Source organism: Azotobacter beijerinckii (assembly GCF_900110885.1).
Lineage (GTDB): Bacteria > Pseudomonadota > Gammaproteobacteria > Pseudomonadales > Pseudomonadaceae > Azotobacter > Azotobacter beijerinckii.
Map to the genome: position 1 here is coordinate 56,570 of NZ_FOFJ01000008.1, position 14,638 is coordinate 71,207.

The window sequence follows — 14,638 nt, forward strand, 5'->3', positions numbered from 1 at the left end:
GGATCGCCCGCAAGCTGGTTCCTGCCGGTTGAACTCCCGGCCCTCCCCCGGCGGAGGGGGAAGGCCGGGCGGGGATCACACCTGCTTGTAGATCACCGAGCCTTCTTCCTTGAAGCGCTCGGCCTGCTCCTTGAAGCCGGCCTCGACGGCCTGGCTTTCCTCGGACAGCCCGTGCTCGGCGGCGTAGTCGCGCACTTCCTGGGTGATCTTCATCGAGCAGAACTTCGGCCCGCACATCGAGCAGAAGTGCGCCACTTTGGCCGAGTCCTTGGGCAGGGTCTCGTCGTGGTAGCTGCGCGCGGTGTCCGGATCGAGGCCGAGGTTGAACTGGTCCTCCCAGCGGAACTCGAAACGCGCCTTGGACAGTGCATTGTCGCGGATCTGTGCACCGGGATGGCCCTTGGCGAGGTCGGCGGCGTGCGCGGCGATCTTGTAGGTGATGATCCCGGTCTTCACGTCGTCCTTGTTCGGCAGGCCGAGGTGCTCCTTGGGCGTCACGTAGCAGAGCATCGCGCAGCCGAACCAGCCGATCATCGCCGCACCGATGCCGGAGGTGATGTGGTCGTAGCCGGGGGCGATGTCGGTGGTCAGCGGGCCGAGGGTGTAGAACGGCGCCTCGTCGCAGCATTCGAGCTGCTTGTCCATGTTCTCCTTGATCATGTGCATCGGCACATGGCCGGGGCCTTCGATCATGGTCTGCACGTCGTGCTTCCAGGCGATCTTGGTCAGCTCGCCGAGGGTTTCCAGCTCGCCGAACTGCGCGGCGTCGTTGGCGTCGGCGATCGAGCCCGGGCGCAGGCCGTCGCCCAGCGAGAAGGCGACGTCGTAGGCCTTCATGATCTCGCAGATTTCCTCGAAGTGGGTGTAGAGGAAATTCTCCTGGTGATGCGCCAGGCACCACTTGGCCATGATCGAGCCGCCGCGGGAGACGATGCCGGTGACCCGCTTGGCGGTCAGCGGCACGTAGCGCAGCAAGACGCCGGCGTGGATGGTGAAGTAGTCCACGCCCTGCTCGGCCTGTTCGATCAGGGTGTCGCGGAACAGCTCCCAGGTCAGGTCCTCGGCGATGCCGCCGACCTTCTCCAGCGCCTGGTAGATCGGCACCGTGCCGATCGGCACCGGCGAGTTGCGGATGATCCACTCGCGGGTCTCGTGGATGTGCTTGCCGGTGGACAGGTCCATGACGGTGTCCGAGCCCCAGCGGATGCCCCAGGTCAGCTTGGCCACTTCCTCCTCGATGCTCGATCCCAGCGCCGAGTTGCCGATGTTGCCGTTGATCTTCACCAGGAAGTTGCGGCCGATGATCATCGGCTCCAGCTCGGTGTGGTTGATGTTGGCCGGGATGATCGCGCGGCCGCGGGCGATTTCCTCGCGGACGAACTCGGGGGTGATTTCCTTGGGGATGTTCGCCCCGAAGCTCTGCCCCGGATGCTGCGCCGTGAGCAGGCCGGCGGCGCGCGCCTCGGCGAGCTTCATGTTCTCGCGGATGGCGACGTATTCCATCTCGGGAGTGACGATGCCTTTCTTCGCGTAGTGCATCTGGCTGACGTTGGCGCCTGCCTTGGCGCGGCGCGGGTGGCGCACGTGGGCGAAGCGCATCTTGGTCAGCTCGGGGTCGGCCAGGCGCTCCTGGCCGAAGCGCGAGCTGAGCCCGGCGAGCAGTTCGGTGTCGCCGCGGTCGGCGATCCAGGCCGAACGCACGTCCGCCAGGCCCTTGCGCACGTCGATCTGCACGTCGGGGTCGGTGTAGGGGCCGGAGGTGTCGTAGACCAGCACCGGGGCGTTGATCTCGCCGCCGAAGGCGGTGGGGGTCACGTCCAGGCTGATCTCGCGCATCGGCACGCGGATGTCCGGGCGCGAGCCGGGGACGTAGATCTTCCGCGAACGCGGGAAGGGCTGTACGGACTGCTGGTCGACCTGGGCTGACTCGCTCAGGTTCTTCTGTTGTTCTATCACGCTCATCAAGGCACTCCACTTCGTCCGGGGCATGGATTGTCGGAGTCGATCGGGGCGGACGCGGGCATGCCGAAGCATCGAGAGGCCCCCGCCGAACGGCGAGGACGTCTTGTTCCCTACGCAGGTTTCACCCTGATCAGGTTCAACGGGATCCGGCCTGCGCCGATCTCAGCCCCCGCTGGGGCACCCCGACAAGTACCGGCTGAGTCTAAACAAGCCCGGCGAAGAACACCAACCGGCGAAGGCCTCCTCGTCGGAAAAGGCGGTCAGGGCCTAATCAGCAGCCGCTCCAGCCCTTCCAGCAGCCGCGCCAGTGCGCCCTGGTTGGCTTCGAGCACCGCCATTCCGGCCGCGCCGGCCCGGGCGGCGCCCGCCGGCTCGCTCCAGAAGGCGCCGACCGCCGCGGCCAGCGAGCCGGCATCGCTCACCTGGCGCAGGGCGCCGGCCTCGTCGAGCCGCGCGGCGATCTCGAGGAAGTTGAACAGGTGCGGCCCGCTGAGCAGCGGCTTGCCCAGCGCCGCCGGCTCCAGCAGGTTGTGCCCGCCGCTGGGGACCAGGCTGCCGCCGACGAAGGCGCAGTCGGCCAGGGCGTAGAGGAACAGCAGCTCGCCCATGGTGTCGCCGAGCAGCACCGCGGTTCCGGCCTCGACCGCCTCGCCGGCGGAGCGCCGCACGGTGGCCAAGCCCTCGCGGCGGCACAGCTCGAAGACGCCGTCGAAACGCTCCGGATGGCGCGGCACCAGGATCAAGAGCGCCTCAGGAAAATCTGCCTGCAGCCGGCGGTGGGCGGCGAGGACGATCTCGTCCTCGCCGGCATGGGTGCTGGCGGCGATCCATACCGGGCGATCCGCCGCGCCCCACTGCGCGCGTAGCGCCGCCGCCCGCTCCGGCAACTGCGGGTCGACGGCCAGGTCGAACTTGATCGAGCCGGTCACCGTCACCGCCTCGCCGCCGGCGCCCAGCGCGCGGAAACGCTCGGCCTCGGCCTCGCTCTGCACCGCCAGCCAGCGCATCTCGGCGAGCATCGGGCCGGTGAGCCGGGCAAAGCGCCCGTAGCCGCGCGCCGAACGCGCCGACAGCCGGCCGTTGGCCAGCGCCACCGGAATGCCGCGCCGCGCGCACTGGTGCACATGGTTGGGCCACAGCTCGGTTTCCATGATCACCGCCAGGCGTGGCTGCAGGCGGTCGAGAAAGCGCGCCGCCGCCCACGGCAGGTCGTAGGGCAGGTAGCAGTGCTGCACGCGGTCGCCGAACAGTGCGCGGATGCGCTCGGAACCGGTCGGCGTCATGCAGGTGACGGTGAGCGGCAGCTCCGGATGGCGCGCCTGCAGGGCGCGAATCAGCGGCGCGGCGGCGATGCTCTCACCCACCGACACCGCATGCACCCAGATGCCGCCCGGGCGCAGTGCGGGCAGGCCGAGGGCGAAACGCTCGCCGACGCGCCGCGCATAGGCCGGCGCGCGCCAGGCCCGCCAGGCCAGGCGCAGGAGGATCAGCGGGAGGGCGAGATGCAGCAGCAGGGTGTAGAGGGTCCGGTTCATGGCGGCGCAGCTTAACAAAGCGCCGACCGGCTGCAAGATTTCGTGGTTTCGCTCCGCCTGCACGACCAAGGTCGTGACCGAGTCGTCGATAAATGACTGACGAATGGCATGCTTTATGCTGACCAGGATCAATGAATCGATGCCGATTTATCTTCTATGGTCCCCGTCCGAGTACAGCGGGTTGCCGACGGACCAGGGTCCCGAGTCAGCAGTTATAATCCGACTCTTTTACTCAACGAGGCCTGCCATGTTTCCAGCCCTCAGCACCGACGTCCTGATCGTCGGCGGCGGTATCGCCGGCCTCTGGCTGAACGCCCGTCTGCGCCAGGCCGGCTACGCCACCCTGCTGGCGGAGAACGCCAGCCTCGGCGGCGGCCAGAGCGTCAAGTCGCAGGGGATCATCCACGGCGGCACCAAGTACGCCCTGCACGGCGCACTGAGCGGCGCCTCCGAGGCGATCGCCGAGATGCCGCGCCGCTGGCGCGCGGCGCTGGCCGGCGACGGCGAGCTGGACCTCTCCGGCGTGCGCCGGCTGTCCGACGCCCATTACCTGTGGTCGCCCGGCACCCTGGCCGGCAAGCTGACCAGCTTCCTCGCCAGCAAGGCGGTGCGCGCGCGGGTCGAGCCGGTGAAGGGCGAGGCCCTGCCCGCCGCGCTGCGGCACCCGGCCTTTCGCGGCAACGTCTATCGCCTCGACGAACTGGTGCTGGACGTGCCCGGCCTGATCGCCCGCCTCGCCGAGCTGGCCGGCGACGGTCTGCTCGCCGCGCGGGAGATCGCCCCGCTGCGCGAGGCGGGCGAGCTGAGCGGCCTGCGCGTCGACGGCCGGGAGATCCGCGCCCAGCGCATCGTCCTCTGCGCCGGCGCCGGCAACGCCGAACTGCTGGCAGCGCTCGGCCTGAGCCAGCCGGCCATGCAGCGGCGCCCGCTGCACATGGTCATGCTCAAGGCGCCGACCCTCGAGCCGCTCTACGCCCACTGCCTGGGCGGCGGCCCCAAGCCGCGGCTGACCGTCACCAGCCATCCGGCCGCCGACGGCCAGTGGGTCTGGTACCTGGGCGGCGACCTGGCCGAAGCCGAGGGCGTGGCCCGCGACGAGGCGCAGCAGATCGCCATGGCCCGCCGCGAGCTGAACGAGCTGCTGCCGTGGGTCGACCTGACCCCGGCGCGCTGGGCGACCCTGCGGGTGGACCGCGCCGAGCCGGCGCAGTCGGCCCTGGCCCGTCCGGACAACGCCTTCCTCGCCGAGCAGGGCCGCCTGCTGGTCGGCTGGCCGACCAAGCTGGCCCTGGCTCCGGACCTGAGCGACCGGGTCTTCGCCAGCCTCGAGCGGGACGCCGTGCGCCCGGCGGCGCATCCGCCGCTGCCCGCCCTGCCCCGCCCGCCGCGGGCGCAACCGGTCTGGGAGGAACTGCTGCCGTGAGCCTCGCGACCCTCCACGACCTGCATCGCCCGCTGGGCAGCACCGGCCTGACGGTCTCGCCGCTGGGCCTGGGCACCGTCAAGCTGGGCCGCGACCAGGGCGTGAAGTACCCGACCGGCTTTCGCATCCCGGACGATGCCGAGGCCCGTCAACTGCTCGCCCTGGCCCGCGAGCTGGGCATCAACCTGATCGACACCGCGCCGGCCTACGGGGTCAGCGAGGAGCGCCTCGGCCCCCTGCTGCGCGGCCAGCGCGACGCCTGGACGATCGTCAGCAAGGTCGGCGAAGAGTTCGAAAACGGCCAGTCGCGCTTCGATTTCTCCCCGGCGCACACCCGCTTCTCCGTCGAGCGCAGCCTCCGGCGTCTGGAGACCGACCGCATCGACCTGGTGCTGGTGCACTCGGACGGCAACGATGTCGCCATCCTGCGGGACAGCGGTGTCTACCCGACCCTCGCCGAACTCAAGCGCGAGGGCAAGATTCGCGCCTTCGGGCTCTCCGGCAAAACCGTCGAGGGCGGCCTGCTGGCCCTCGCGGAGGGCGACTGCGCCATGATCACCCTGAATCTCGACGACCAGCACGAGCTGCCGGTGGCCGACTACGCCACCGCCCACGGCAAGGGCATCCTCGTCAAGAAGGCCCTGGCCAGCGGCCATGTCTGCCTGGCGCGCGGCATCGACCCGGTGCGTGCCAGCTTCGAGCTGCTGTTCCACCATCCGGGCGTCGGCAGCGCGATCATCGGAACCATCAACCCGCAGCATCTGTCGCATAATGTCTCGGCAGCTGCAGCCGTCATTCGCCAACAAAGACAATAAATAATGGGCCGCCCCCGCGGCCGGTCCAGGACTCAAGGAGCCGCCATGTCGACCATCATTGCCAAGCGCAATCCGCGTGCCTTCAAGACCCTTCCCCTGTTCGTGGAAGCCACTCCCGAAGGACTCAGCTACCAGTCTCTCGGCCAGCCGCTGAACTTCAGCCAGATGCTCGAACGGCGCCGCCCGGTCGAGGTCGCCGACAGCCGGCGCTTCGCCCTGGAACTGGCCAACCTGGGCGTCTCGGTGCGCCTGACCCTGACCTGGCAGGGCCGCGACTACTGGCTGCTGGTGCGCCAGCAGCGCCAGGACCGCGGCGACGTGGTGCTCAAGCCGATCTCCGGCTACGTGCCGTCCCACGAACTGAACCTGCCGCTGCTCACGGCGATCCAGGAGGTCGCCGAGGAATGCCTGCTGCAGACCCCGCAGTGCTGGATGACCGGACGCTTCGGCGACACCTGGCTGCCGACCCCCTACGAGAACGTCCTGCACTACTGCGACAACACCTCCTTCCGCCTGAGCCCGCTGTCCGGCGCAGCCCGCCCGGTGTCCTGCGGCAACATGCCCCTGCTGGAGCGCCCGCGGGCCTACGTGCACCTGCCCACCGCCTCGCTGCAGCTGGTCTACGACATGCGCCTGGAACTGCCCGGCAACCTGCGCCAGCTCAGCCTGCTGCACGCCGACGAATGCCTGGAGGAAGGTACCCTGATCGCCCGCATCGACCACGACAGCCCGGATCTCTACCTGCTGCCCTTCGACCAGAACCGGCGCCCGGCGGACGAGCTCTATACCCTGCAGCAGGGCTTCCTGCGCCCGGCCGACACCCGCGACCTGTGGCTGGCCGAAAGCTTCGCCCCGCAGGACGGCTGGGTGGTACGCGACGAACGGATCAGCTGGCGCGACTGGCAGGCCCTGTGGGATACCCCGGAGCAGGCTGCCGCCAAACCGGCTCCGCAGTGCAGCGGGGCGGCGGGCTGAGAGCAGAGGCGGTCTCGGACACGAGACCGCCGAAACGTTGCCGTCGGCGCATCGGCCACCCTGCGCGATGGCCTACCCCGGCAGCTCCCCGATCCCGATCCGCTACCCGCCGCTATTTCCGGCGGATCTTCTCGACGATGGCCGTGGTGGAGCTGTTCTCCACCAACCCCAGCACCCTCACCTCGCCGCCATGGGCACGGACGAAGTCGGCGCCGACCACCTGATCGACACCGTAGTCGCCGCCCTTAACCAATACGTCCGGCCGGATCTGCTCGAGCAGCCGCTCGGGGGTGTCCTCGGCGAAACTCACCACCCAGTCCACCGCGCCGAGCCCGGCGAGCACCGCCATGCGCCGGTCCACCGCATTGATCGGCCGGCCCGGCCCCTTCAGGCGGGTAACCGAGGCATCGTCGTTGACCGCCACGATCAGCCGGTCGCCCTGGGCGCGGGCCTGCTCCAGGTAAGTCACGTGGCCGGCATGGAGAATGTCGAAGCAGCCGTTGGTGAAGACGATCCTCTCGCCGTGGGCGCGGGCGTCCTCGATGGCCAGCAGCAGCTGCTCGAGGCCCAGCACGCCGCGCTCCGAGCCCTGCTCGCGCTGCACCGCGCGGCGCAGTTCGGGAGCGCTGATCGCCGCGGTGCCGAGCTTGCCGACCACGATACCGGCCGCCAGGTTGGCCAGCGCCACCGCCTGCGGCAGCTCCTCGCCGGCGGCCAGTGCCGCGGCCAGAGTGGAGATCACGGTGTCGCCGGCGCCGGTGACGTCGAATACCTCGCGGGCCCGCGCCGGTAGGTGCAACGCCGGATGGCCGGGGCGCAGCAGGGTCATGCCGTGCTCGCCGCGGGTCACCAGCAGCGCGCCGAGTTCGAGTTCGGCCATCAGCCGGGCGCCCCGCGCCACCAGCTCGGCCTCGTCGGCGCAGCGGCCGACGATGCTCTCGAATTCGGCCAGGTTCGGGGTGATCGCACTGGCGCCGCGGTAGATGGTGAAGTCCTTGCCCTTGGGATCGGCCAGCACCGGGATGCCCCGGTCGCGCGCCGCCCGGATCAGCACCTGGTGGTTCTTGAGCGCGCCCTTGCCGTAGTCGGAGAGCACCAGCACCCGGACCCCGTCGAGCAGGCCCTCGACCTCCGCGGCCAGGGCCGCGGCATCGGTGGCGAAGGGCTGCTCGAAATCCATCCGCAAGAGCTGCTGATGGCGGCTCAAGACCCTGAGCTTGACGATGGTCGGCTGGCTGGCGATGCGCTGGAAATGCACGTCCACGCCGGCCGACGCCAGGCTCTGGGCCAGGCTGTCGGCCGCCTCGTCGGCACCGGTCACCCCGACCAGGGTGGCCGAGCCGCCCAGCGCGGCGATGTTCAGCGCGACGTTGGCCGCGCCGCCCGGACGATCCTCCATCTGTTCGACCTTGACCACCGGCACCGGCGCCTCCGGGGAGATCCGCGTGGTGCAGCCATGCCAGTAGCGGTCGAGCATGACATCGCCGACCACCAGCACGGGGGAGCGATCGAAACGGGGCATGGACAGCTTCATGGGGTCTCCACGGGCGAGTGAAAATCGGCGGCGATCATAGCATGGAGGGGAATATAGCCAGCCTGAGCGGGGCCGTGCCAGGCGCATCCCGCCCCGGCCGCTACAGGCGCCGCACCCAGAACAGCTCGTGCCGCCGTACCGCCTTGCGGAAGAACTCGTCGTCCCCGGTAGCCGGCCAGCGGCGCCCGGCGAGGGCCTGCTGGATCAGCCGGCGCAGGCGCTTCTTCAGCGGCAGCGGCGCCTGCAGATCGTGCTGCATAGCCAGCGCCATCGCCTTGTCCAGACGGGTCCCGGCGTCCAGGGTCGGGCTCCACAGGCCGTCGGCCGGCAGCGGCTCGATGGCCGGCGGCAGGGCGATGCCCTCCCCGGCCGGGCCCATCGGCCAGCGGTCGTTGTCGTGCAGGTGGTTGGCGTAGAGCAGCAGGGCTTCGGGACGCCAGGCGCTGCCGGCAAGCGCCTCGGACAGGGCGCGGGTGGCGGCCACATGGTCGGCATGTGGGTCCAGCTCGGGATGCGGCACCACCACCACCTCGGGACGGACATGCTCGAGCAGCGCGCGCAGGTCGGCGACCAGGTTGTGCCAGGTGGGCGCCCCGTCGGCATCGCCGGGCAGCGCCAGCGGATTGAGCCGGCGCACACTGCGGATGTCGGTCTCGCCGGACTCCCGCGAGCCGAACGGCCGCTGCGGCTCGCCGGCCATCGCCGGCAGCTGCAGGCAGTAGTAGCCGAGCTGCACACAGCGATTCTGCGGCACGCCGCCCCACAGCGGCACCGCCAGGCTGTCCCAGCTGCGCAGACGCCCCTTGAGGCGCGCCGCGGCGGCCGGATCGAGGCCGAGGCGCCGGTAGTGCCCGGCCTCGATCTCGCCCTGGGTCAGGGTGACGATGGCGACGTCCCGCGCCCGGCTGTAGAGCCCGAAGGCCGCCAGTTCGGCATCGTCGGCATGGGGGGCGACGACCAGCAGGCGCCGCTCGGCATAGTCCGGGTTGGCCAGCGCATGCAGGGTGGCCGTGCCGGCCAGGGTGCAGAAGCGTCCGCGAAGGCGCAGGCGCCCGGTGCGCAGCGCCTCCTGCTGACCGGAGAGGTTCAGGTAGCGCCGCCCGTCCACGCCGCGCTCGAAATCCTGGCGGTCGTCGCCGATCCACACCTGCGGATCGAGCAGCCGTCCCAGCCAGCCGGCAGTGACGCGCAGCTCGAGGATCAGGGTTTCGGCCGCGCCGATCTCGCCCTCCACCCGCAGCCGGCCCTCTTCCAGGCGCGCCGGCAGGGCCAGGGCATCCGCCGGGAAGGCGTAGCGGTAATCGTCCTGCGGGCGGTAGAACAGATGGTCGGCGAACCAGGCCTCGTGGGCGACCCAGCCCAGCAGCAGCGCCAGCGGCACCAGCCACCCGGCGACCAGCAGGCCGAGCAGGAGCAGCGCCGCCAGGGCGACCAGCAGGAAGAGGCGCTTGTGCCGGCGATGGCGTTTCAGCAACTGCTGCTTGCGGGCGGTCATGGCGTCAGACCTGATAGACCGGCACCCGGTGGCACCAGAGATCCTTGTATTCGCGGTCGGCGCGGCCGAAGGAATAGCGCAGCTGCTTGTCCTTGGCCCGCGCCTCGGCCCAGGCGTCCTGGGTATTGACGAAGGTGAGCACGCTGCCGGGGGCCAGCTTGTCGCAGTCGGGGTCGAAACCGCCGTTGATGTACTCGTAGGAGACCCACCGGGGCGACTCGACCCGGTAGAGGATCTGGATCGCGATGGGCCGCTCGCCGAGAAACACCACCGAGCCGGCCATGAACGCCTCGAGCAGTGCGAAGACCTCGGCGAGCCGCGCCTTGCCCGGCACCTCGAACTGCCAGCGGCGCTCGAACAGTTCCGCGTAGATCGCGGCGCGCTCGACCGGCGTCAGCGCGCCGATCAGCTGCAGCCGGCCGCCGGCCTCCTGCAGCAGGCGCAGGTCGCGGCGCAGGTTGTAGCGGTAGCGGCCCTTGTAGTTCTCCGGCGGGCGGGCCATGGCCAGTTGATCGGGCTGCTCGCGCAGCGCCGCGATGCGCCCGTGGTTCAGCTCGGAGACATAGCTCATCCGCTGGCGCACCGGCACGCAGGCGTTCTCGGCGATCGGCAGGATCACCTCGGCGTTGCCCAGGTCGAACAGCCGGCGCTTGCCGGACTGCTTCAGCACCTCCTTCGAGAGCGCCAGATGGCGCCCCCAGCAGGGCACGGCGGCCAGCAGCTCGCCGCCCCGCTCCCAGCCCAGGTAGCGGACGGGCATTTCCGCCAGCGCGGAGAGCCGTTCGACGAAGTGGGGATGGGTCGCCACGCTGCCGCCATGGCGGCTCCAGGCCTCGGCATAGGCCGTCCGGTCGATGACGCGCCAACCGCGCTCGCGCCAGCCACGCAACCACTGCAGCATCAGGCGTCCCCTGTCACAGAAAGCATTTCATCGGTTTCCTTGAACTGTTTGGCATGCAGGCGCGCGTAGTAGCCGCCGAGCGCGAGCAGCTCGGCATGGGTGCCGCGCTCGACGATGCGTCCCTCGTCCATCACCAGGATCAGGTCGGCCCTCTCGATGGTCGACAGCCGATGGGCGATGACCAGCGTGGTGCGGCCTTGCATGACGCGGTCCAGGGCAGCCTGGATATGCCGCTCGGACTCGGTGTCGAGCGCCGAGGTGGCCTCGTCGAGGATCAGCAGCGGCGCGTCCTTGAGCAGTGCCCGGGCGATCGCCAGGCGCTGGCGCTGGCCGCCGGAGAGGGTCGCGCCGTTCTCGCCCACCTCGGTGTCGAAGCCCTGCGGCAGCTTGTCGACGAACTCCCGGGCGTAGGCGGCTTCGGCGGCCTGCTCGATGGCCTCGCGCGGCGCCCCGGCCAGATCGCCATAGGCGATGTTGCTGGCCACGCTGTCGTTGAACAGGGTCACCTGCTGGGTCACCAGGGCGATGTGCCGGCGCAGGTTGCGCAGGCTGTACGCCTCGATCGCGACGCCGTCGAGCAGGATCTGCCCGTCGCTGTGCGAATAGAAGCGCGGAATCAGGTTGGCCAGGGTCGACTTGCCGCTGCCCGAGCGCCCGACCAGGGCGACCATCTGCCCGGGCTCGATGGCAAAATCGATGTCGTCGAGCACCGGCCGGTTGCTGCCGGGATAGCGGAAGCTCAGGTGGCGCACCTCGAGACGGCCGCCGATCCGCTCGCGCTCGATGCCGCCCCGGTCGATTTCCTGCTCCTCGTCGAGCTGGGCGAAGATGCTGTCGGCCGCCGCCAGGCCCTTCTGGATGGTGGCGCTGACCTCGGACAGCTGGCGGATCGGCTTGGGCAGCATGCCGGCCGCGGTGATGTAGGCGATCAGGTCGCCCGCCGAGGCGTCGCCGCGCAGGTAGAGCACCATGTACATCAGCACGGCCATGCCGCTGTAGACGACCAGTTGCAGCAGCGGCGTGTAGACCGCCTGGGTGCGGGTCATGCGCAGGCTGCGGTTCATGTTCAGCGCGCTGGCCTTGTGAAAGCGCCTCCGCTCGTAGGCCTCGCCGCCGAAGCTGCGCACCACCCGATAGCCCTGGATGGTTTCCGAGGCGACATGGGTGACGTCGCCCATCGCGTCCTGGATCTTCCGGCTCTGCTTTCGAAAGCGCTTGCTGGCCGCGGTCACCATCAGCGCGATGATCGGCAGCAGTACCAGCAGCAGCAGGGTCAGCCGCCAGTTGCTGATGAGCAGGTAGACGAACAGAAAGGCGACGGTGAGCCCCTCGCGGATCACCACCTTGATCGCGTCGGTCGCCGCCCCCGTCACCATGGTCACGTTGTAGGTGATCCGGGAGATCAGGTGGCCCGAGTTGTGGGTATCGAAATAGCGGTTGGGCAGGGCCAGCAGGTTGTCGAACAGGGCGCAGCGCAGGTCGTGCACCACGCCCCGGGCGACCCTCGCCAGGTAGTAGTTGCCGAGAAACGAGCCTATGCCCTGGTAGAAGGCAATGAGTACAATCAGCAGCGGCACGCCATAGAGCAGCGGCACGCCCAGCAGCGCGGCGTTGCCCGGCCCTTCCAGGCCGTCCAGGAAGTACTTGAGCATTTCCGCCAGCATCGGCTGGCTCGAGGCGAACAGCAGGAACCCGGCGATGCTGAAGGCGAAAGCCCTCGTATAAGGCAGGACGTACCTCAGCAACCGCAGATAGACTTTCAGGCTGGGTTGCTGGACAGGGTTGGCCATACGGCGGGCCTCGAACATCGATTGAGGAACAGGATGCGGATTGTATCAGCGCAGGAGCTGGAAAAATGGCTGGGCAACGGCCAGGTCCTGGAAAAGGACGGACGCGGCCCCAAGGTCGTGGCCCTGGACGACGGCCGCTTTCTGAAAATCTTCCATACCCGCCGCCATCCCCTGCTCGCCCGCCTGCAACCCGCCGCCCAGCGCTTCTCCCGCAATGCCGGGCAGCTCGGGCAGCGCGGCATCCGCACGCCCCAAATCGTCGAGACCTTCTGGCTGGACCGCGCGGCGGGCCTGAGCGCCTGCCTCTACCACCCGCTGCCGGGCATCTCGGTGGAACAGCTGTACCGCCAGGCGCCGCAGCAGATCGCCGACCTGCTGCCGGCCCTGGCGGAGTTCATCCGCCACCTGCACGAACGGGGGATCTACTTCCGCTCTCTGCATCTGGGCAACATCATCCGGATGCCCGACGGCCAGTTCGGCCTGATCGACATCCTCGATCTGCGCTGCCGGCAGGGCGCACTCAGCGCCTGGCTGGTGCGGCGCAACCTCTGCCATCTACGCCACTACCTGGAGCGGCGCCAATTGACGGACTTCCCCCTCGACACGCTGTGCGAGCTCTATCGCCGGCCGGTCTGCGCCTCCGCACCCGGCAAGGCGAAATAGCGCCCGGGCGCCGCCCGACCCTGGCGGGGTTCAGGCCGCCCCGCTCGCGGAAGGCGGGCGCTGCACGCCCAGCAGGATGCCGACCGGGAACCAGAACACCACCCAGTAGGGGCTGGGGCGATGGAAGATGGCATAAATGTCCGAAACCATCGCCACCAGGGCGAACGCCAGCAACGCCAGCCCCAGCCGCGCCAAGGGTTCCGCCCGGCAGGTCCAGCCTTTCCACAAAAGGCTCGCCAGCAGTGCGACCAGCAGCAGAATGCCCGGCAGGCCGTACTCGAACCAGAACTGCAGGTAGAGGCTGTGGGCGTGCTTGACGCTCCACTGGGCGGGCGGCGGGAAAACGAACTCGAAATCCGCTCCGGCGCCGGCTCCCCACAGCCAGAACGTGGGCAGGCGCTCGCCCCAGTTCGCCCAGATCAGCTCGCGGTGGCTCAATCCCACCTGGCGCTCGTACTGGATTTCCGGCCAGAAGATCAGCAGCGCGGCCAGCAGCAGCAGGGTGCCGCTGCCCAGCAGGGTCTTCGCCTTGAGATTGGGAAACAGCAGGAGCATCACGACCACGCCCGCCGCCGTGGCAAACCAAGCCCCGCGGGAGAAGGTGAGCAGGATGTAGGCGAGCAGCCCCAGCATGCCCAGGACCAGCAGAGCGGCCTGCCAGGCGCGGACCGGAAGAGCGACCAGCAGTCCGGTCGCCAGCACCGCGAAAACCCCGTAGTACAGGCCGGCGACGATGGGATGGTCCAGATCCGCCAGACCGTTCCAGCCCAGCTCGCTCAAGCGTCCGGTCAAACGCAGCGCCTGATAGTCCAGCGGCTTGTCCAGCACGCCGAACTGGTAATACAGCGTCAGCCAGGCAAAGACCGCCGCCACGGTCACGGCGGCGACCAACAGTCCGGCGAAGACCCGCGGCTGCCTGACCAGGCTGGCCACGGCGAACACGTACAGGAGAACCAGGAGGACGATCTTGGACCAGTGGGAAGGCCCGCTGCTGGAGCCCGGGTTCAACCAGCCGCAGAGCAGGACCCAGGCGCACAGCCCGAGCAGGATGCCTCCCGACGGCTGGCGCCAGGTTGCCGCGGACAGGCGCCGGAACAGCAACAGCAGGAGCGCGGGAACGAACAGCGACAGATAGGTCTGGGTGGCATAGCGGCTGCCGTCGTTGTTGAACAGCAGGCCGGTCAATTGCACGACCAGGCCAGTCCCCAGCACATACGGCCAGGCATTGGAAAACCGCGACAGCGGGGCCAAGCGTTGAGTAGAAATCACGGCGACTCCCTTCGAAATCTTTTTCCTGCGCAGAGCGCACCCGAATCGCGATGCCTCGATGGCCTGCACAACCGCACGGCCCAACCGCGGCATTCGACTCACGGGAGAGCCGCCTCAGGGCGGGCGCGTATGATGCTACAAGGCCATCATCCTGTCATAACGGCAACCGCGGACTCTCGGGGCAATGGCTCGACGGCCCCCGGACAACGCGGGCTCTTTGCCGGCGCGCAGCGCCCAAGAGCCCGGCAAGAGGCTTATAGAATACATCCCCTCCCC

Annotated in this window: 11 protein-coding genes and 1 riboswitch; of the genes, 4 read left to right on the forward strand and 7 right to left on the reverse strand. The window is 69.3% G+C overall.

The window, feature by feature from the left end; genetic code table 11:
• Positions 1–75: 75 nt before the first annotated feature.
• Positions 76–1,962, reverse strand: a complete 1,887-nt coding sequence (thiC, locus tag BMY22_RS06165) for a phosphomethylpyrimidine synthase ThiC (RefSeq protein WP_090620390.1) — start codon at positions 1,960–1,962, stop codon at positions 76–78.
• Between the two features lie 90 nt (positions 1,963–2,052).
• A riboswitch (TPP riboswitch) is annotated at positions 2,053–2,157 on the reverse strand.
• Between the two features lie 65 nt (positions 2,158–2,222).
• Positions 2,223–3,497 carry a lipid IV(A) 3-deoxy-D-manno-octulosonic acid transferase gene (gene waaA, locus BMY22_RS06170; protein WP_090620490.1) on the reverse strand — a complete coding sequence of 425 codons (1,275 nt, stop codon included), beginning with the start codon at positions 3,495–3,497 and terminating at the stop codon, positions 2,223–2,225.
• Positions 3,498–3,744: 247 nt separating this feature from the next.
• Here waaA and BMY22_RS06175 point away from each other — a divergent pair, with 247 nt between their 5' ends.
• The 3 genes from BMY22_RS06175 to BMY22_RS06185 are packed head-to-tail and all read left to right on the forward strand — an operon-like array spanning position 3,745 to position 6,710.
• Positions 3,745–4,920 carry an NAD(P)/FAD-dependent oxidoreductase gene (locus BMY22_RS06175; RefSeq protein WP_090620392.1) on the forward strand — a complete coding sequence of 392 codons (1,176 nt, stop codon included), beginning with the start codon at positions 3,745–3,747 and terminating at the stop codon, positions 4,918–4,920.
• Positions 4,917–5,735 (forward strand): aldo/keto reductase, encoded by an 819-nt coding sequence (locus BMY22_RS06180; protein ID WP_090620394.1) that lies wholly within the window; start codon positions 4,917–4,919, stop codon positions 5,733–5,735. Before BMY22_RS06175 ends, BMY22_RS06180 begins: the two co-directional genes overlap by 4 nt.
• A gap of 45 nt (positions 5,736–5,780) precedes the next feature.
• Positions 5,781–6,710, forward strand: a complete 930-nt coding sequence (locus tag BMY22_RS06185; RefSeq protein WP_090620396.1) for a metal ABC transporter ATPase — start codon at positions 5,781–5,783, stop codon at positions 6,708–6,710.
• Between the two features lie 112 nt (positions 6,711–6,822).
• On the opposite strand, the gene hldE is transcribed toward BMY22_RS06185, so the two are convergent.
• From hldE to msbA, 4 genes are all read right to left on the reverse strand, one after another.
• Entirely contained in the window at positions 6,823–8,244 is a 1,422-nt protein-coding gene (gene hldE / locus BMY22_RS06190) for a bifunctional D-glycero-beta-D-manno-heptose-7-phosphate kinase/D-glycero-beta-D-manno-heptose 1-phosphate adenylyltransferase HldE (protein WP_090620398.1), read from the reverse strand.
• A 100-nt stretch (positions 8,245–8,344) separates the two neighbouring features.
• The gene (locus tag BMY22_RS06195; RefSeq protein WP_090620400.1) at positions 8,345–9,739 is read right to left on the reverse strand and encodes a PIG-L family deacetylase; all 1,395 of its coding nucleotides are present in this window, start codon (positions 9,737–9,739) and stop codon (positions 8,345–8,347) included.
• A 4-nt stretch (positions 9,740–9,743) separates the two neighbouring features.
• A complete protein-coding gene (locus tag BMY22_RS06200) occupies positions 9,744–10,640 on the reverse strand; it encodes a GNAT family N-acetyltransferase (RefSeq protein ID WP_090620402.1) in 897 nt (298 codons plus the stop codon).
• The gene (gene msbA / locus BMY22_RS06205) at positions 10,640–12,430 is read right to left on the reverse strand and encodes a lipid A export permease/ATP-binding protein MsbA (protein WP_090620491.1); all 1,791 of its coding nucleotides are present in this window, start codon (positions 12,428–12,430) and stop codon (positions 10,640–10,642) included. Before msbA ends, BMY22_RS06200 begins: the two co-directional genes overlap by 1 nt.
• Before the next feature lie 33 nt (positions 12,431–12,463).
• Here msbA and BMY22_RS06210 point away from each other — a divergent pair, with 33 nt between their 5' ends.
• A complete protein-coding gene (locus BMY22_RS06210; protein WP_090620404.1) occupies positions 12,464–13,093 on the forward strand; it encodes a protein kinase family protein in 630 nt (209 codons plus the stop codon).
• 30 nt (positions 13,094–13,123) lie between these two features.
• Here the strand turns inward: BMY22_RS06210 and BMY22_RS06215 are convergent, their stop codons facing one another.
• Positions 13,124–14,362 (reverse strand): O-antigen ligase family protein, encoded by a 1,239-nt coding sequence (locus BMY22_RS06215; RefSeq protein ID WP_244158807.1) that lies wholly within the window; start codon positions 14,360–14,362, stop codon positions 13,124–13,126.
• Positions 14,363–14,638: the final 276 nt, after the last annotated feature.

Excerpts from the sequence above, each read along its gene's own strand:
- thiC (WP_090620390.1), bottom strand. The coding sequence starts at position 1,962 with ATGAGCGTGATAGAACAACAGAAGAACCTGAGCGAGTCAGCCCAGGTC.
- waaA (WP_090620490.1), bottom strand. The coding sequence starts at position 3,497 with ATGAACCGGACCCTCTACACCCTGCTGCTGCATCTCGCCCTCCCGCTG.
- BMY22_RS06175 (WP_090620392.1), top strand. The coding sequence starts at position 3,745 with ATGTTTCCAGCCCTCAGCACCGACGTCCTGATCGTCGGCGGCGGTATC.
- BMY22_RS06185 (WP_090620396.1), top strand. The coding sequence starts at position 5,781 with ATGTCGACCATCATTGCCAAGCGCAATCCGCGTGCCTTCAAGACCCTT.
- hldE (WP_090620398.1), bottom strand. The coding sequence starts at position 8,244 with ATGAAGCTGTCCATGCCCCGTTTCGATCGCTCCCCCGTGCTGGTGGTC.
- BMY22_RS06195 (WP_090620400.1), bottom strand. The coding sequence starts at position 9,739 with ATGACCGCCCGCAAGCAGCAGTTGCTGAAACGCCATCGCCGGCACAAG.
- BMY22_RS06200 (WP_090620402.1), bottom strand. The coding sequence starts at position 10,640 with ATGCTGCAGTGGTTGCGTGGCTGGCGCGAGCGCGGTTGGCGCGTCATC.
- msbA (WP_090620491.1), bottom strand. The coding sequence starts at position 12,430 with ATGGCCAACCCTGTCCAGCAACCCAGCCTGAAAGTCTATCTGCGGTTG.
- BMY22_RS06210 (WP_090620404.1), top strand. The coding sequence starts at position 12,464 with ATGCGGATTGTATCAGCGCAGGAGCTGGAAAAATGGCTGGGCAACGGC.